Raw genomic sequence first — 17,507 nt, 5'->3', positions numbered from 1 at the left:
CTATTCTTTCTTTTGATAAGTAATTCTTAACTTTAGTAATTAAGAATTAAGACACTATATATTTAAGATTATGAACGATTCAAAAAAAGGAAAATGTCCTGTAATGCACGGGGGAAACACTACTACAGAAAAGTCCGTTATGGATTGGTGGCCTAATGCATTAAATCTTGACATTTTACATCAGCACGACACAAAAACCAACCCATTAGGGAAAGGGTTTGATTATCGAGAGGAATTAAAAAAATTAGATGTTGAAGCTCTTAAAAAAGATCTTCATAATTTAATGACAGATAGCCAAGATTGGTGGCCTGCAGATTGGGGTCACTATGGCGGATTGATGATTCGTATGGCTTGGCACGCTGCAGGATCTTACAGGATTTCAGATGGACGTGGAGGCGGAGGTACAGGAAACCAACGTTTTGCACCACTTAATTCATGGCCAGATAATGTAAGTTTAGATAAAGCAAGACGATTACTTTGGCCAATCAAGAAAAAATATGGGAACAAAGTTAGTTGGGCAGATTTAATCATTTTAGCAGGAACTATTGCTTATGAAAGTATGGGCTTAAAAACCTATGGATTTGCTTTTGGACGTGAAGATATTTGGGGTCCCGAAAAAGACACCTATTGGGGGGCGGAAAAGGAATGGTTGGCTCCGAGTGACGAACGTTATGAAAATGTAGATAATCCAGAATCGATGGAAAATCCATTGGCAGCTGTACAAATGGGATTAATTTATGTAAATCCTGAAGGTGTAAATGGTAAGCCGGATCCATTGAAAACCGGAGCTCAAGTGCGTGAAACCTTTAAACGTATGGCTATGAATGATGAAGAGACTGTAGCTTTAACAGCTGGAGGTCATACGGTAGGAAAGACTCATGGTAATGGTGATGCCAGTATTTTAGGACCTGCGCCTGAATCAGCCCCAGTAGAAGAACAAGGACTTGGATGGGTAAATCCAACAAGAACTGGGAAAGGACGTGATACAGTTACCAGTGGATTAGAAGGTGCCTGGACAACACACCCTACTAAATGGGATAATGGCTTTTTTAAAATGTTGTTTAATCATGAGTGGGAATTGCGTAAAAGTCCGGCAGGTGCTTGGCAATGGGAGCCGGTAAACATTAAAGAAGAAGATAGGCCAGTAGATGTGGAAGATATGACTACACGTCATAATCCAATGATGACCGATGCAGATATGGCGATGAAAGTGGATCCTATTTATAAAGAGATTTCTTTGAAGTTCATGAATGATTTTGATGCGTTTTCTGAAGCTTTTGCACGGGCATGGTTTAAGTTAACACATCGAGATATGGGGCCAAAAGAACGCTACTTCGGGCCAGACGCACCGAAAGACAATTTAATATGGCAAGATCCAGTTCCAACTGGTAGGAAAGATTATGACATAGAAGCAGTAAAAGCAAAAATAACAAATTCTGGTTTGAGTATTTCGGAAATGGTTTCTACTGCTTGGGACAGTGCAAGAACGTTTAGAGGATCTGATTTTAGAGGAGGTGCCAATGGTGCACGAATTCGTTTAGCACCTCAAAAAGACTGGGAAGGAAATGAACCCAAAAGATTATCAAAAGTATTATCTATTCTTGAGCCCATTGCAACTAAGTTTGGAATTAGTGTTGCAGATACTATAGTTTTGGCAGGAAATATAGGAGTAGAACAAGCAGCTAAAAATGCAGGTTTCGATATTACGGTTCCCTTTGCCCCTGGTCGTGGTGATGCTACTCATGAAATGACAGATGCCGAATCTTTTGAACCACTAGAGCCTTTAGCTGATGGTTACAGAAATTGGCAGAAAAAAGATTATGTGGTAAGTTCGGAAGAATTAATGCTTGACCGCACTCAATTAATGGGACTCACAGCACCAGAAATGACGGTGTTAGTTGGAGGTATGCGTATGATGGATACCAATTATGGTGGCACAAAGCATGGCGTGTTTACAGAGAATAGGGGAGCGTTAACGAATGATTTTTTTGTAAATCTGACTGATATGAATTATAAATGGAAACCAACTGGAAATGGTCTTTATGAAATTTGTAATCGAAAAACAGGTGAAGTAAAATGGACGGCAACAAGAATAGACCTTGTGTTTGGTTCTAATTCTATTTTACGTGCATATGCCGAGGTCTATGCTCAAGACGACAGTAAAGAGAAATTTGTCAACGACTTCGTAAATGCTTGGGTGAAAGTGATGAATTCAGATAGATATGATTTAGCTTAAAAAATTCTGAGACATATATTAAAAGAAAAGCCACTTTTCAAAAACTGAAAAGTGGCTTTTTTTATATTAATTAAATATTATTTGTCTATTGATCCTAATACTCGTTTCATAAACGTATTAAGAGCTTCCTTTTTAGGAGTACCATCTTTAATCATTTTATTAACTTCAACAGCACCATATAAATTGGAAATAAGCTCGCCAATAACATCTAATTCTTCATCTTTTAATGACGGAACTTCTGTTAATGCTTCAAGAGTTTCTATAGTTTCTATAATAAAATCTTCATCGTTTTCTTCTATAAATTGAGTAAGATGTTTAATAACAGGTAATTTCATAATACGTTGTTGTTATTGCTTATAAGGTGTTTTTAAGATAAGTTTTGATTAAAAAACCCCATCAACCAATTCTTTTAAAACTTCAAATTTGTTGGTTTGAACCTGATTTACAAAAGTTCCGTTTTTAAAGGTAGCAAACGTTGGTAAATTATCAACGGTTGCCATTTTACGTGATTCTGGAAATTTTTCAGCATCAACAATTAAGAAACTTGCATCTTCATGTTCTGATGCTAACTTTTTGAATTTTGGTTTCATAATTCTGCAGTTACCACACCAGCTAGCAGCATATTGCACGACTACAACATCATTTGATGAAACTAATTCATTTAAATTATCTTGATTTAATTCTTGAAACATAATTATTATTTTTTATGGTTACGAGTTATACGATAAAGAAGCAATCTTTATGTCTTTTTAAAAGATTGCTTCATTTTACATATTCATAACAATTTTTAGTGCGTAGCTAAATATGCAGCAGTTCCTTTAGCGTTTGCAGCCATAGCATCTTTACCTTCTTCCCAGTTTGCAGGACAAACTTCACCATTTTTTTGAACGTGTGTTAAGGCGTCAATGATACGTAAAAACTCATTTACATTTCTACCAATTGGCATATTATTGATGCCTTCATGTTGAACAACACCATCTTCGTCAATAATGTAAGTAGCTCTATATGTTACATTGTCACCTTCAACAGTTACAACACCAGTTTCTTCATTGTATTGCTCATTAGTAATATCTAAAATACCTAATGTAGACGCTAAATTTCTGTTTGAATCAGCTAAGATTGGATACGTAACACCTTCAATACCACCATTATCTTTAGGGGTATTTAACCAAGCGAAGTGAACTTCTGGAGTATCACAAGATGCGCCAATTATAATTGTGTTACGTTTTTCAAACTCGCTCATTGCTGATTGAAATGCGTGCAATTCAGTTGGACAAACAAATGTGAAATCTTTTGGATACCAAAATAAGATTACTTTTTTATTGTTGTTAACAGCTTCTTCTAGAACGTTTACTTTAAAAGTATCACCCATTTCGTTCATTGCGTCAACGTTTAAATTTGGAAATTTTTTTCCTACAAATGCCATGTGTTTTTATATTTAATTGTTAATAATTTTCGACAACGCAAATATAATATACAATGCAAAATTTTAACTTATAGAAAATTTTTAATTCTTATATTATTATAGTTTTTAATTATGACAATCTGTTTTTTGGATAATTTAATTCTATTTAGAAGTGAGTTTTCTGATTTTTATATTAAAATAAGCGAAGATTAATGTCATTATCGGACTTATTAAGTTGAAAAAAGCATAGTAAACATATTCCCCAGTACCAACGCCTAATGTTTTAGATTGATAGGCGCCTCCAGTATTCCAAGGGAATAAAATAGACGTTACAGTTCCAGAATCTTCTAGAGTTCTACTTAAGTTTTCGGGAGCAAGACCTTTGTCTTTAAAGGCTTTTTGATACATTTTTCCTGGAACTACAATGGCTAAGTATTGGTCACTTGCCGTTCCGTTAAAGAAAATACATGTAAATGTTGTACTTGCAAATAGCCCAAATGTAGATTTTGCGATTTTTAATATGCTATCACTTATTTTTTGTAAGGCACCAATTTCTTGCATGATACCACCGAAAAACATAGCACACAGAATAAGCCAGATAGTTGATAACATTCCACTCATTCCACCAGAAGAAAATAATTCGTTTTCATCTAAAATAGCATTTCCGGACGGTATATATATACTGTTGGTCATGGCGTTCATAACTCCTTTATAAGCCGAATTAAAATTAAAAGTATCACTTTCTGCTACTTTCATTATAATTTCTGGTTGGAAAATAACAGCAAAAATCCCAGCTAAAATGGTTCCGATAAACAGAGCAGTTAAAGGTTTAGCTTTTCTAACAATTAAAACTATAACGACAATAGGAACTATAAAAAGCAACGGTGTTATGTTAAACGTATTTTGAATACTGTTAATTAGTGCAAAGTTGTCCTGCAGTTCTGCAGCTTCATGTTGAAATCCTAAGACAAGAAAAATAATAAGTGTAATTATTATAGTAGGTATAGTGGTGTATGCCATGTATTTTACATGTGTAAAAACATCGGTTCCAGCCATGGCCGGTGCTAAATTTGTTGTGTCACTTAAAGGAGACATTTTATCGCCAAAATAAGCTCCCGATAAGACAGCGCCAGCTATCATCCCTAACGGAAATCCTAATGCTTTTCCTATCCCCATGAGTGCAATACCAATTGTTGCAGTTGTAGTCCATGAACTTCCTGTAGCCAATGAAATAATACAGCAAATAACTAATGCCGCAGCTAAAAAGAACGTAGGATTTAAAATTTTAAGCCCATAAAAAATCATGGTAGGTATAATACCACTTATTAGCCATGTGCCAGCCAATGCGCCTACCATCAATAAAATAAAAATGGCAGAACCAGTTGACTTTACGTTGTCAACAACGGCTTCAAGCATATCGCTGTAACTTATGTTTTTTATAAATCCAATAACGGCAGCAACGACACCAGCAAAAATTAAGGCAAATTGATTAGGTCCGCTGGTAGCATCATCTTTATAAATATATACGTTATACGCTAATAAAATAACTAATACAATAATCGGGATAAATGCTTCCCATAAGCGAAGTCTTTTGTTTTTATGAAGTTTTATATTGTCTGTTTTGATGTCGAGAATATCATTCTTTTTTTGCATTGGAATTTTTTTTCAGGTTGTAATGTTACGCTTTTAGAATAAAAATAGCAAATACAAAAAAAGCCAAAATGAATATTTTGGCTTTAAATAATATTTATTAAGAAAGTTTTTTTAGCTCAAAATATGAAGTTGCTTCATGCACTGGTTCATCATTTGATACGTTCTTTCTATATCATCATCTAATCCAATAGAAAATCGTATTAAACCGTCGCTTAATCCCATTTCTTTTTGTTCTTCTTCAGGAATTTCACTTGATGTTGAACTTCCTGGAGCACTAAATAATGTTTTGTAAAAACCTAAACTTACCGCTAGATAACCAAGATTGTTGTTTTGCATCAGTTCCATAAGCTCATTGGCTTTATCTAAACTACCAACATCGATAGTCATCATTCCACCAAAACCAAACTCATCATTTATCATGCGTTTGTAAAGGTCATTCGAGGGATGCGATTCTAAACCAGGATACACAGTTTTTAAACCATCTTGTTCAAATTTTTCAGCTAAATATTTGGCATTTTTACTGTGTTGTTTTACACGTAAATGCAACGTCCTTAAGTTTTTCATAATAGAGGCTGCTCTTAAACTATCCATGGTTGAACCTAGTAACATACAGGCACCATCATTGACACTTCGTAATTGATTGATAAATTCTGTAGTGCTGCAAATAACACCACCAACAGTGTCATTAGTGCCGTTAATAAACTTAGTTAGACTATGGATGACCACATCGGCTCCTAATTTTGCTGGAGATAATGTTAATGGAGAAAACGTATTATCTACGACTAATTTTATATGATGTTTTTTAGCAATTTTTGACAGTTCAGCAATGTTGGCAATTTCTAATAAAGGATTACTAACAGATTCGCAATAAATCATCTTTGTGTTCTTGGTAATAGCAGCTTCTACAACCTCTGGTTTTGTAATATCTACAAAAGAGGTATTAATATTAAGTCGTGGCGCAAAGTTTTTCAAAAACGCATAGGTTCCGCCATAAATGGTTCTGCTACTCACCATATGGTCGCCTGCACCACAAATTTGAAACATAACAGGAGTAATAGCTCCCATACCAGATGCCGTTACATGAGCCATCTCAGTTCCTTCCATGGCAGCAATAGCTTCACCTAAATATAAATTACTAGGCGATGAATGTCTGGAATATAAATAACAACCTTCTGCCTTACCTTCAAACGTGTCGAACATTTTTTTAGCAGATAAGAATGTGTACGTGGCCGAATCTGAAATTGATGGATTAACACCACCAAATTCGCCAAAGTGTTGTAGATCCTGAATATTATTTGCGGGTTTAAAAGACATAGTTTTAAGTTTTGAATTCAATCAAATATCAATAAATTTAGATTAAAATACAATAGATAGTCTTATATTTAGATAATAAAACTATATATTAGCATTTTTATAGATTATAAATAATAAATAGTCCGTTTTATCGTTTTATTAATGAAAATTTTTCAACTATGGTATTAGATGCAATTGATGCGCAATTATTAGGCTATTTACAGCAGGACTCTAAACAAACTAACAAGGAACTGTCTAACAAACTTAACCTTTCGGTAACGGCTGTTTATGAGCGAATTAAAAAGCTTGAAAAAGGAGGCGTCATTAATAAATATGTTGCCTTAGTTAAAAAGGAACAGATAGACAAAGCCTTTGTGGCATTTTGCCATATTAAACTTATTCAGCATACGCAGGAGTATGTGGTTAAATTTGAAAAGGAAGTTGCTACTATTAATGAGGTGTTAGAGTGTTATCATATTAGTGGCGATTACGACTATTTATTAAAAGTATTGGTTAAGGATATGCACGCTTTTAGAGAATTTATGGTTAATAAATTAACAAGCATTAATCATATTGGGAGTACGCATAGTATGTTTGTAATTAATGAAGTAAAGCACACTACAGCAATAACTATTTGATATGTTATCAAGAAATTATAAAGGTATTGAGTTAGGCATTATTTTTTTTATATTACCAATAAGTTTTGCTTTTCCGTTTTCTATTTGGATAAAGTTGAGCATTGGTTTTATAGGATTTATTTATATCCTATATATGTTGCTAAAAGTTGAGCATAATACATTTAAAATAGCTCCTAATTTAAATTGGAAAGTGTTTTGGAAAGAGACTATTATAAAACTTTTAATCATTTCTGTGTTAACGAGTCTTTTTGTTTGGTTAACCAATAAAGATGCGCTTTTCAATGTGTTAATCAATAAACCAAAGTTGTGGGTTTTTATTGTATTTATTTACAGCGTTTTTTCAGTGTATCCTCAAGAATTAATTTACAGAACATTTTTCTTTCAACGCTATGAGTCATTATTTAAAAGTAAAAACCAGTTACTATTTTTAAACGCTATTGTGTTTTCATTAGGCCATATTTTTTTTAGAAACACTCTCGTTCTTGTGTTAACATTTTTGGGAGGTTTATTGTTCGCGTTCACTTATAATAAAACAAAATCGACACTTTTAGTTTCAATAGAACATGCCATTTACGGAAGTTGGTTGTTTACGGTGGGTATGGGAGCTATGTTGGGATTTCCAAGTTAGTCTTCTTTAGGTCTTTTTATCTAATGTTTTTTATTATTTTTATGAAGAAATAATTACCAAATTAGACAATGAAAAAAACGAGTTTATTTTTATTAGGAATTATTATAGGTGCTTTTGCAACTTATTTTTTTTGTCCCAGACAAGTTGATACACATGTTGAAAAAATTGTAAAACCAAAAGGGGTAATTAATCAAGAAACTGCTAAAGAATTAAATGCAAATTGGACCCTCCATAGAAAACAGGCAGTAGATTCTGCAGCCCAAAAGCAAGGGAGAAAAAAAGATGATCGTTCTGTATGGTGGTCTTTAGAAGATGTAGAAAATTATTTAGCTTATGCTAAAAACCAAGCGGATAGTTTAGGCTATGACATGAATGGTATTCGCGTTTATCTTGGTGTTTACGGAAAAAACGCGGGGCAAGCTAAAAAAGATTTAACAACTATGTTTTTGGTTCCAACGGGTAAAATTTCTAAGTCTCAAGCGAGTAGTATTATATTATCTTTTTCAGACAGTGATTTACCAATCGACCCTCTAAATGATGGTACAGGTGGATCAGACGGTTATCCACAATAAAACTAATGGGCGAGTTTTTACAGAAAAATTATTCATTACTTATAGGCCTTCTTGAGTTTATAGCTGCTGTAACTGGATTATTAGTTTATAAAAAATTCAAACTAACTAATGCTAAATATTTTATTTGGTTTTTAGTCTATATAAATGTTTGTGAATTTATTGCCACTTATAACTCATTTATTCAAGACGGTAAATTTCTAAATTTTCTTAAAGGTACAATCATTGAAAAAAATTATTGGTGGTCAACGTTATTCTGGAAAATTGGAGCCATTGTTTTTTTTGCTTTTTATTATAACAAAATATTAGAAAATAAGAAGTTTAAAAAAATCATTAACATAAGTACTACAGGTTTTATAATTTTCTCAGTTATTTATATTTTATCGCATTGGCGGGCATTTTTTAACACCTTTTTTCCTATAATAAGCGTATTAGGTGCTATTGTTATTTTTTTATGTACCGTTTTTTATTTTATTGAACTTTTAAACAATGATAAATTGTTAATCTTTTATAAGTCTATAAATTTTTATATCAGTGTAGCTATTTTTATCTGGTGGTTTATTATAACTCCCATAGTATTTTATGATAATTATTCAGCTTATAAAGTAGGTGTTTATGAAAGAGATTGGGCTTATATTGAATTAAGAAGGTATATCTATATATTTTCAAATATATTTATGTATTCAACTTTTGTTTTTGCTTTAATATTTTGTGAACCAGAAGAAGACATGTTGATTTAAAATAGCAATGGAGGAGTTTTTTAGACAGAACTATCTAATTTTAACCTATAGTACTGAGATTTTAGCGACCCTCACAGGTATAATATGCTATAAAAAGTACAAGTTTTCGAATGCAAAGTATTTCATTTGGTTTTTAGCCTACCTTGTGATATGTGAATTTTTAGGGGGATATACTCGATTTGTTCGTGATGATAGATTTTTAAATTTTCTTAAAGGAAGTCTAATTGAAAAAAACTATTGGTGGTCAACGCTATATTGGAAGGTTGGTGCTATTATGTTTTTTGCTTTTTATTATCGAAAAATTATAAGAACAAAATCTTTTAGTGAAATTCTAAAATATGTTAGTTATAGTTTTTTTGCTTTTTCAATGATATATATTTTATGGCATTGGCAAGAATTTTTTGTAAGTTTCTTTCCCATATTAAGTGTTTTAGGTTCGATAGTCGTTTTTTTATGTTCTGTTTTTTATTTTATAGAAGTTCTACAAAGTGATAACATTTTAACCTTTTATAAATCATTAAACTTCTATATTAGTGCAGCAATTTTTATTTGGTGGCTCATTATTACTCCCATAGTTTTCTATGACAACTATTCTGCTTATGAAGTCGATGTTTATGTGAGAGATTGGGACTATATTGAGTTAAGAAAACTCATTTACTTATCAGCAAACATTTTTATGTATTCAACATTTACTTTTGCTTTAATATTTTGTAAACCACAATTAAAAAATGATTAACTTTTTATATCTGTTTTTAACTCAATCAAAGTTGGTTTCAACAGCGTCAGAACGCTATTTGTTAGTGTATATGATTGCTGTTTTAGTAATTATTACCTCTTTGGTTATTATTTTCTTTATTGTCTTTCAAAAACGAAAAAACAAACTACTACTTGATAAAATTAAACAACAACAGATTTTTGAAGAAGAAATAGCGCAAGCACAAACAGAAATTCAAGAGCAAACCTTAAAGAATATAGGCTGGGAATTACACGATAATGTGGGGCAATTATTAGCTTTTGCCAGTATGCAATTAAGTATTTTAAAAATGCAAGTATCTGATGATGTAAAAGATAAATTTAAAGATACGTCTGAGGCCCTTAAAGAAAGCTTGAAAGAAGTTCGGTCGTTATCAAGGTCTTTAAATAATGAAGTGGTTTTGAATATTGGTTTTGAAAAATCAATCAAAAATGAATTAGACCGATTAAAGAAAATGAAATTTGCTTCGGCAAAAATGAAGGTTAAGGGAGACAAAGTAGATTTTCATAATAAGAAAGATGAAATTATTATTTTTAGAATCATTCAAGAATTTTTATCTAATTCTGTAAAATATTCTGAAGCCAAACATCTTAAAATAGATCTTGAATATACGTCAGATTTATTGAAAATTATGGCGTCAGATGATGGAAAAGGATTTAACACAGATACCGTCGATAAGGGTTCCGGATTATTAAATATGAAAAGTAGAGCCGATTTAATTAAGGCTAAATTAAATGTGATTTCTAAACCAAATGAAGGTGTTCAGTTACTAATTGAATATCCTTTTAATAAGAACTAAAAATATTTCAGAAAAAACTTCGCAAGTTTTGTTTTGCCTCTGTAAGGAGCATAACGCATAGGAACATCTAACCAAGTTCCTCTTTTTACCACTGGTTTTTTATGTGAAAATGTATAAAACGTGTGTTTTCCGTGATAGGCGCCTAGTCCGCTAGAACCAACACCACCAAAAGGAAGTTTAGGATTTGCAAACTGCACAATCGTATCGTTAATAGCACCACCACCAAACGAATAGGTGGATATCATTTTATTCGCAAATGTTTTGTTATTACTGAAAACATATAATGACAGTGGTTTGTTATAGGTTCTGATGATTTTATTAATGTCGTCTTCGTTGGAATAACTCAAAATTGGTAAGATAGGCCCGAAAATTTCATCTTTCATAACCTCACTATCTGTACTTGGCTCATCAATTACAGTAGGAGCGATGAATAAATCGTCTTCATTAGTTTCTCCACCAATAACTATATGTTCATTATCTAGCATGTTAGCTAAACGCTTAAAATTTCCAGTATTAATAATTCTAGCAAAGTCTTCAGATTCTTCTGGGTTTTTGGAATAAAACAGTTCTATTTCGTCACGAAGCGCCTTTGTAAATTCTTGTTTTACAGAGTTGTGAATCAATATATAATCTGGTGCAATACAGGTTTGACCTGCATTTAAAAATTTGCCCCAAGCTATGCGTTTTGCAGCCAGTTTTATGTTTGCCGATTCATCAATAATACAAGGATTTTTTCCACCTAATTCTAAAGTAGTTGGTGTTAAATAGTTTGCAGCTGCTTGTGCTACAATTTTGCCAACCTTTACACTTCCGGTAAAGAAAATATAATCCCAGTGCTGTTTCAGTAATTCCTGAGCAATTTTAGCATCACCTTGAACGATAGCAACGTAATTTTCGTTAAACACATTTTGAATAATGGTTTCAATGATTTTGGAGGTATTTGGTGTTAACTCACTGGGTTTTAAAACGACCGTATTTCCTGCGGCGATAGCACCAATAACAGGTAAGATTGCTAATAGATACGGGTAATTCCAAGGTGCCATAACCAACACGGTTCCGTAGGGTTCGTAATAAATTTTATCAGTTGATGGAAAATTTAAAAGTGAAGGAAACACGCGTTTTGGTTTCGCCCAAGCGTTTAATTTTTTTAAAGTTAAATCAAGTTCGGAAAGGACGATGGCTGTTTCAGATAAAACCGATTCAAATTTTGGTTTTTTAAAATCAGCATACAAGGCATCAATAATGTGTTCTTCTTGATTAATAAGTTCAGATTTTAAACGCAATAGCATCGTTTTTCTGAAGGCTAAAGATTTAGTTTTTTCAGTTAAAAAATAAGTTTTTTGATTATTTACAAGCTTTGAAAACATAGACGATGGATTATCGTAAAGCTACGAAAAAATTATAAGCAAGCATCCCAAATAACATCATTTGGAAGTGGAGCGGTAATTTCTATGGGTTCGTTTTTTACCGGATGTATAAACGATATATGTCTAGCGTGCAGATGAATACTAGCATCATCATTACTTCGGTTAAAACCATATTTTAAATCGCCTTTAATTGGAGAGCCAATATTTGCTAGTTGCGCACGTATTTGATGATGTCTACCAGTTTCTAAAGTGACTTCAAGTAGGTAATAATTATTGAGTTCTTTCAAAAGATTATAATGAAGAATGGCTTTTTTAGCGTCTTTAACTTCTTTATTGTAAACGTAAGATTTATTGTTTTTGGGATTCTTCTTTAACCAATCAAATAAGGTGTCTTTCTCTTTTTTTGGTCTATTTTTTACAATGGCCCAATAGGTTTTGGTAATGTCTTTTGAAACAAAAAGTGCATTAAGTCTTGGTAAAACCTTACTTGTTTTTGCAAAAATAACTAAGCCCGTTGTTGGTCTGTCTAATCTGTGAACAACACCTAAATAGACATTGCCAGGTTTGTTATATTTATCTTTGATATAAGATTTGACAACCTCACTTAAAGGTTTATCACCTGTTTTATCCCCTTGAACTATATCGCCAGCCCGCTTATTAACAACAATAATATGGTTGTCTTCAAAGAGTACTTGAAGGTTGATTTTATTGGAAAATATTTTTTCAGCCACTAATTCACGAATATTTTTGACTAACTAGTATTGTTCCGAATCACTAGGGAAGTCCTTGCTTTTTACATCGGTTACATATTGAGAGATGGCATCCGTCATTTCTTCATATAAATTCATATAACGTCTTAAAAAACGTGGATTGAATTCATGTGTCATACCCAACATATCGTGAAGCACCAAAACTTGACCATCAACACCATTTCCCGCACCAATACCTATAATAGGAATACTGACACTTTCCGCTACTTCTTTAGCTAACTTGGCAGGAATTTTTTCCAATACAATAGCAAAACAGCCAATGCGTTCCAGCATTTTAGCATCTTTAATTAAGTCTGCTGCTTCTTGTTCTTCTTTAGCACGAACCGTATAGGTGCCGAATTTATAAATTGACTGTGGTGTTAGTCCTAAATGTCCCATTACAGGAATACCAGCATTTAAAATACGTTTTATAGATTCTTTGATTTCTTTTCCACCTTCCATTTTAACCGAATGGGCTCTGCTTTCTTTCATGATTCTTATCGCAGAGCGCAGGGCTTCTTTTGGGTCGCTTTGGTAACTTCCAAAAGGCAAATCAACAACAACTAAAGCACGGTCTATAGCGCGTACCACAGAAGAGGCATGATAGATCATTTGGTCTAATGTGATAGGCAATGTTGTTTCATGCCCCGCCATTACATTACTAGCAGAATCACCCACAAGAATAACATCGATGCCAGCACCATCAACAATTTTCGCCATGGAATAATCATAAGCAGTTAACATCGATATTTTTTCGCCATTGGCTTTCATATCAACCAATGTTTTTACGGTAATTCGTTTGTATTCTTTTTTAGCTACAGACATAATTTGTTTGTTATAAGAATGTAAAAGTACTAAATATTATGAAGGTAGAAATAATGTTAAACATTTCTTTAAGGCTATTTGAAGTGCTTCATTTAGAATAGAAAAGAAATTAAATTAACAATCTGATAAATGCACGCCAACAGCCAAACCACCCTCCGAGGTTTCTTTGTATTTAGAATTCATGTCTTTGGCGGTTTCCCACATGGTAGCAACCACTTTATCTAGAGGAACTTTTACATTTTCAGGATGTGTGTCTAGTGCGAGTTCTGCAGCATGAATGGCTTTAATAGCACCCATAGAATTACGCTCGATACAAGGTACTTGAACCAAGCCACCAATAGGATCGCAGGTTAAACCTAAATGGTGTTCCATGGCAATTTCGGCAGCCATTAATACTTGCTCTGTGGTACCACCAAGTAATTCGGTTAAAGCACCAGCAGCCATGGCTGATGATACACCAATTTCTGCTTGGCAACCACCCATTGCAGCCGATATGGTAGCACCTTTTTTGAAAATACTCCCAATTTCGCCAGCAACGAGTAAGAATCTTTTAATGTGACTAAAATTAGCCTCGTGATTTTCAATAACCATATAGTACATTAAAACCGCAGGAATAACGCCAGCACTTCCATTTGTTGGAGCTGTGACAACACGTCCTAAAGAAGCATTAACCTCATTAACACTCAATGCAAAACAACTTACCCATTTTAATATTTGTCTGAACTTTACTTCTGTGTTTCGAATGCTTTCTAACCATTCTTGAGGATTGCTATATGGTAAATCACTGATTAGGGTTTTGTGAATGTCGTTAGCACGCCTTCTTACGTTTAATCCGCCAGGTAGATTTCCTTCGGTATGGCAGCCTATGTACATACATTCTAGCATGGTGATCCAAATACGCTGCAATTCGTAGTCGATGGTTTCGATGGAGCGAATCGACTTTTCGTTTTCTAATACAATATCTGAAATAGACATATTTTGCTCTTTACAATATGCCAAAAGTTCGGTTCCTAATTTTATAGGATACGGAAAAGTGTTGTTAAAAATCTCTTTATTTCGTTTTGAATTTTTTCGTTCTTCTTTCACCACAAAACCACCGCCGATAGAGTAGAAGGTTGATTTTTTATTTTTGCCATTGATGCAAGCTGTAAATATTAAACCATTGGCATGAAAGGGCAAAAATTTTCTATTAAAGACAATGTTTTTTTCAGGATTAAAATCAATGACTTTCTCGTTATTAAAAACAATGGTTTTATTGGTTTTAATAGTAGTAATAATATCATTAATTGATTCTACAGGAACGGTTTCGGGGTTAGCACCACTTAAACCAAGTAGAATAGCTAAATCTGTTGCATGACCTTTTCCTGTTAGCGATAGTGACCCATATAAATTTACTTGAATGCTTTCAACATCGTTAAAAATCTTAGCAGTTTTTAATTCTTTTATCCATCGTTCTGCTGCGCGCCAAGGACCTAATGTATGCGAGCTAGAAGGCCCAATACCTATTTTAAGCATGTCGAAAACAGAAATACACTCCATAAAAGAAACTTAAAGTTCGAAACAAATATAGAGTGTTTTTTTGTTGATTGTAATTCTTTTGGTTTAATAGTTTGTTGAATATTGAACGGTTTACGCCTCTGCGCAAGGGATAGCAGCGGAAAGCCCACAGCAACGTGATTGTTATCGGGTTTGCGAGGACTTGTAGCGTATAGCCCGACCCGACAGGGTTGCGCCATAATTCGCTTTAATTATATAGAAATTTCAAGATTAATATGACACTGTGTCATGCTTTTTGGGTTGGCATAATCATTGACTTTAACACCATGAATTTAAAAATGAACTTTCAACACAATAAAAAATAAATTATGAGTAAAATTATTGGAATAGATTTAGGAACAACCAACTCTTGCGTTTCTGTAATGGAAGGTAACGAACCTGTTGTTATCCCAAATGCAGAAGGTAAACGTACCACACCGTCTGTAATCGCCTTTGTAGAAGGTGGCGAAATTAAAGTTGGTGATCCTGCGAAACGTCAAGCGGTGACAAATCCAACAAAAACGGTTTCATCTATTAAACGCTTTATGGGAAATAAATATTCTGAATCGAAAAACGAAGCAGAACGTGTACCATATAAAGTTGTAAAAGGAGATAACGATACGCCACGAGTTGATATTGATGGTCGTTTATATACGCCACAAGAATTATCGGCTATGATTCTTCAAAAAATGAAGAAAACAGCTGAAGATTATTTAGGAACCACTGTAAGTGAAGCGGTTATCACTGTACCAGCTTATTTTAACGATTCTCAGCGTCAAGCAACCAAAGAAGCCGGAGAAATTGCAGGTTTAAAAGTTAGAAGAATTATAAACGAGCCTACTGCAGCGGCATTGGCTTATGGATTAGATAAAAAAGGAAAAGACCAGAAAATAGTGGTATTTGACTTTGGTGGAGGAACACATGATGTGTCTATACTTGAATTAGGTGATGGTGTATTTGAAGTATTGTCTACCGATGGAGATACACACTTAGGTGGTGATGATGTTGATGAAAAAATCATTAATTGGTTAGCTGACGAGTTTAAAGCTGAAGAAGATATGGACTTACGTAAAGACCCAATGTCTTTACAACGTTTAAAAGAAGCTGCTGAAAAAGCTAAGATTGAATTATCATCTTCTAGTCAAACAGAAATTAATTTACCATATATTACAGCAACTGCTAGCGGTCCAAAACACTTAGTAAGAACGTTGACAAAAGCTAAGTTTGAGCAATTAATTGACGATTTAGTAAAACGTACTATTGCACCATGTGAGTCGGCTTTAAAATCAGCAGGATTATCAAAAAGTGATATCGATGAGATTATTTTAGTTGGTGGTTCAACACGTATCCCAGCAGTTCAAGCAGCTGTTGAGAAATTCTTTGGAAAAGCGCCAAGTAAAGGAGTGAATCCAGATGAAGTTGTATCATTAGGAGCTGGAATTCAAGGAGGTGTGTTAACAGGCGATGTTAAAGATGTATTGCTTTTAGATGTAACACCATTATCTCTTGGTATTGAAACTATGGGTAATGTAATGACCAAGCTTATTGAAGCGAACACTACGATTCCAACTAAAAAATCGCAAGTATTCTCAACAGCAGCCGATAATCAGCCATCAGTAGAAATTCACGTATTGCAAGGTGAACGAGCTATGGCAGGCGATAATAAAACAATTGGTCGTTTCCATTTAGATGGTATTCCACCAGCAAGACGAGGAACACCACAAATTGAAGTAACGTTTGACATTGATGCTAATGGTATTATACATGTAACAGCTACAGATAAAGCAACAAATAAAACACAAGATATTCGTATTGAAGCATCTTCTGGTTTAACCGAAGAGGAAATCAAAAAAATGAAAGCAGATGCTGAAGCGAATGCCGAAGCTGATAAACAAGCTAAAGAAAAAGCTGAAAAATTAAATGCTGCCGATGCGATGATTTTCCAAACAGAAAGTCAGTTAAAAGAATTTGGTGAGAAATTATCTGATGATAAAAAGAAACCAATTGAAGAGGCCTTAGAAGAATTGAAAAAAGCTTACGAAACTAAAGATGTTGCTGTTATTGAGCCAGCTTTAGAGAAAATAAACGAAGCTTGGAAAGTTGCTTCTGAAGAAATGTATAAGGCACAAGCCGAAGCACAACAAGGTGGTGCAGAAGCAGGTCCTGATGCAAGTCAAAACGGACAATCAGCAGATGAAAGCAGTGATGTTGAAGACGTAGACTTCGAAGAAGTTAAATAACAGTTTATTTGTTCTGAACATATGTTTCAGAATCTCAATAAAAAAACGCAACTAATTTTAGTTGCGTTTTTTTAT

Annotated in this window: 17 protein-coding genes; 8 read left to right on the top strand and 9 right to left on the bottom strand. The window is 33.7% G+C overall.

Annotated elements, in window-relative coordinates:
* Positions 1–70 precede the first annotated feature (70 nt).
* On the top strand, positions 71–2,236 hold the full coding sequence (gene katG / locus G5V56_RS09040) for a catalase/peroxidase HPI (protein ID WP_166964082.1): 2,166 nt from the start codon (positions 71–73) through the stop codon (positions 2,234–2,236).
* Between the two features lie 77 nt (positions 2,237–2,313).
* Here katG and G5V56_RS09035 read toward each other — a convergent pair whose 3' ends face one another.
* From G5V56_RS09035 to G5V56_RS09015, 5 genes are all read right to left on the bottom strand, one after another.
* Positions 2,314–2,571 (bottom strand): DUF6952 family protein, encoded by a 258-nt coding sequence (locus tag G5V56_RS09035; protein WP_166964080.1) that lies wholly within the window; start codon positions 2,569–2,571, stop codon positions 2,314–2,316.
* Positions 2,572–2,619: 48 nt separating this feature from the next.
* Positions 2,620–2,928, bottom strand: a complete 309-nt coding sequence (locus tag G5V56_RS09030; protein WP_166964078.1) for a thioredoxin family protein — start codon at positions 2,926–2,928, stop codon at positions 2,620–2,622.
* 95 nt (positions 2,929–3,023) lie between these two features.
* Entirely contained in the window at positions 3,024–3,662 is a 639-nt protein-coding gene (locus G5V56_RS09025) for a peroxiredoxin (RefSeq protein ID WP_166964076.1), read from the bottom strand.
* 141 nt (positions 3,663–3,803) lie between these two features.
* Positions 3,804–5,294, bottom strand: a complete 1,491-nt coding sequence (gene nhaC / locus G5V56_RS09020; protein WP_166964074.1) for a Na+/H+ antiporter NhaC — start codon at positions 5,292–5,294, stop codon at positions 3,804–3,806.
* Positions 5,295–5,405: 111 nt separating this feature from the next.
* Complete coding sequence (locus G5V56_RS09015) at positions 5,406–6,608, bottom strand: aminotransferase class I/II-fold pyridoxal phosphate-dependent enzyme (RefSeq protein ID WP_166964072.1); 1,203 nt, start codon at positions 6,606–6,608, stop codon at positions 5,406–5,408.
* 158 nt (positions 6,609–6,766) lie between these two features.
* On the opposite strand from G5V56_RS09015, the gene G5V56_RS09010 reads away from it, so the two are divergent.
* The 6 genes from G5V56_RS09010 (at position 6,767) to G5V56_RS08985 (ending at position 10,715) form a co-directional block, all read left to right on the top strand.
* Positions 6,767–7,225 carry an Lrp/AsnC family transcriptional regulator gene (locus tag G5V56_RS09010; protein WP_166964070.1) on the top strand — a complete coding sequence of 153 codons (459 nt, stop codon included), beginning with the start codon at positions 6,767–6,769 and terminating at the stop codon, positions 7,223–7,225.
* Between the two features lies 1 nt (position 7,226).
* Complete coding sequence (locus tag G5V56_RS09005; protein ID WP_166964068.1) at positions 7,227–7,853, top strand: CPBP family intramembrane glutamic endopeptidase; 627 nt, start codon at positions 7,227–7,229, stop codon at positions 7,851–7,853.
* Between the two features lie 68 nt (positions 7,854–7,921).
* Entirely contained in the window at positions 7,922–8,425 is a 504-nt protein-coding gene (locus G5V56_RS09000; RefSeq protein WP_166964066.1) for a hypothetical protein, read from the top strand.
* 5 nt (positions 8,426–8,430) lie between these two features.
* Positions 8,431–9,162 carry a hypothetical protein gene (locus G5V56_RS08995; RefSeq protein ID WP_166964064.1) on the top strand — a complete coding sequence of 244 codons (732 nt, stop codon included), beginning with the start codon at positions 8,431–8,433 and terminating at the stop codon, positions 9,160–9,162.
* 367 nt (positions 9,163–9,529) lie between these two features.
* A complete protein-coding gene (locus G5V56_RS19055) occupies positions 9,530–9,898 on the top strand; it encodes a hypothetical protein (RefSeq protein ID WP_240911269.1) in 369 nt (122 codons plus the stop codon).
* The gene (locus G5V56_RS08985) at positions 9,891–10,715 is read left to right on the top strand and encodes a sensor histidine kinase (protein WP_240911267.1); all 825 of its coding nucleotides are present in this window, start codon (positions 9,891–9,893) and stop codon (positions 10,713–10,715) included. Before G5V56_RS19055 ends, G5V56_RS08985 begins: the two co-directional genes overlap by 8 nt.
* Here G5V56_RS08985 and G5V56_RS08980 read toward each other — a convergent pair.
* The 4 genes from G5V56_RS08980 to G5V56_RS08965 all read right to left on the bottom strand — a co-directional run bounded on the left by G5V56_RS08980 (position 10,712) and on the right by G5V56_RS08965 (position 15,195).
* Entirely contained in the window at positions 10,712–12,082 is a 1,371-nt protein-coding gene (locus G5V56_RS08980; protein WP_166964060.1) for an aldehyde dehydrogenase, read from the bottom strand. The two genes, G5V56_RS08985 and G5V56_RS08980, sit on opposite strands and share 4 nt — an antisense overlap.
* 32 nt (positions 12,083–12,114) lie before the next feature.
* Complete coding sequence (locus tag G5V56_RS08975; RefSeq protein ID WP_166964058.1) at positions 12,115–12,813, bottom strand: RluA family pseudouridine synthase; 699 nt, start codon at positions 12,811–12,813, stop codon at positions 12,115–12,117.
* 24 nt (positions 12,814–12,837) lie between these two features.
* Entirely contained in the window at positions 12,838–13,656 is an 819-nt protein-coding gene (panB, locus tag G5V56_RS08970; protein ID WP_166964056.1) for a 3-methyl-2-oxobutanoate hydroxymethyltransferase, read from the bottom strand.
* 114 nt (positions 13,657–13,770) lie between these two features.
* Entirely contained in the window at positions 13,771–15,195 is a 1,425-nt protein-coding gene (locus G5V56_RS08965; protein ID WP_166964053.1) for an L-serine ammonia-lyase, read from the bottom strand.
* A 326-nt stretch (positions 15,196–15,521) separates the two neighbouring features.
* Between G5V56_RS08965 and dnaK the strand changes: the two genes are divergently transcribed.
* Positions 15,522–17,432, top strand: a complete 1,911-nt coding sequence (gene dnaK, locus G5V56_RS08960) for a molecular chaperone DnaK (protein WP_166964052.1) — start codon at positions 15,522–15,524, stop codon at positions 17,430–17,432.
* Positions 17,433–17,507 lie beyond the last annotated feature (75 nt).

The sequence above is a fragment of the Yeosuana marina genome, assembly GCF_011762485.1.
Taxonomy (GTDB): domain Bacteria; phylum Bacteroidota; class Bacteroidia; order Flavobacteriales; family Flavobacteriaceae; genus Yeosuana; species Yeosuana marina.
Note: the sequence above shows the minus strand (reverse complement) of the source record. Positions and strands in the feature narration are given on the sequence as shown.

What these genes read in the sequence shown, in the direction of transcription:
- G5V56_RS09035 (WP_166964080.1), bottom strand. Translation starts at nt 2,571, where the DNA reads ATGAAATTACCTGTTATTAAACATCTTACTCAATTTATAGAAGAAAAC.
- G5V56_RS08995 (WP_166964064.1), top strand. Translation starts at nt 8,431, where the DNA reads ATGGGCGAGTTTTTACAGAAAAATTATTCATTACTTATAGGCCTTCTT.
- nhaC (WP_166964074.1), bottom strand. Translation starts at nt 5,294, where the DNA reads ATGCAAAAAAAGAATGATATTCTCGACATCAAAACAGACAATATAAAA.
- G5V56_RS09000 (WP_166964066.1), top strand. Translation starts at nt 7,922, where the DNA reads ATGAAAAAAACGAGTTTATTTTTATTAGGAATTATTATAGGTGCTTTT.
- G5V56_RS08985 (WP_240911267.1), top strand. Translation starts at nt 9,891, where the DNA reads ATGATTAACTTTTTATATCTGTTTTTAACTCAATCAAAGTTGGTTTCA.
- G5V56_RS09015 (WP_166964072.1), bottom strand. Translation starts at nt 6,608, where the DNA reads ATGTCTTTTAAACCCGCAAATAATATTCAGGATCTACAACACTTTGGC.
- katG (WP_166964082.1), top strand. Translation starts at nt 71, where the DNA reads ATGAACGATTCAAAAAAAGGAAAATGTCCTGTAATGCACGGGGGAAAC.
- G5V56_RS09030 (WP_166964078.1), bottom strand. Translation starts at nt 2,928, where the DNA reads ATGTTTCAAGAATTAAATCAAGATAATTTAAATGAATTAGTTTCATCA.
- G5V56_RS09010 (WP_166964070.1), top strand. Translation starts at nt 6,767, where the DNA reads ATGGTATTAGATGCAATTGATGCGCAATTATTAGGCTATTTACAGCAG.
- G5V56_RS08980 (WP_166964060.1), bottom strand. Translation starts at nt 12,082, where the DNA reads ATGTTTTCAAAGCTTGTAAATAATCAAAAAACTTATTTTTTAACTGAA.
- dnaK (WP_166964052.1), top strand. Translation starts at nt 15,522, where the DNA reads ATGAGTAAAATTATTGGAATAGATTTAGGAACAACCAACTCTTGCGTT.
- G5V56_RS09005 (WP_166964068.1), top strand. Translation starts at nt 7,227, where the DNA reads ATGTTATCAAGAAATTATAAAGGTATTGAGTTAGGCATTATTTTTTTT.
- G5V56_RS08965 (WP_166964053.1), bottom strand. Translation starts at nt 15,195, where the DNA reads ATGGAGTGTATTTCTGTTTTCGACATGCTTAAAATAGGTATTGGGCCT.
- G5V56_RS09025 (WP_166964076.1), bottom strand. Translation starts at nt 3,662, where the DNA reads ATGGCATTTGTAGGAAAAAAATTTCCAAATTTAAACGTTGACGCAATG.
- panB (WP_166964056.1), bottom strand. Translation starts at nt 13,656, where the DNA reads ATGTCTGTAGCTAAAAAAGAATACAAACGAATTACCGTAAAAACATTG.
- G5V56_RS19055 (WP_240911269.1), top strand. Translation starts at nt 9,530, where the DNA reads ATGATATATATTTTATGGCATTGGCAAGAATTTTTTGTAAGTTTCTTT.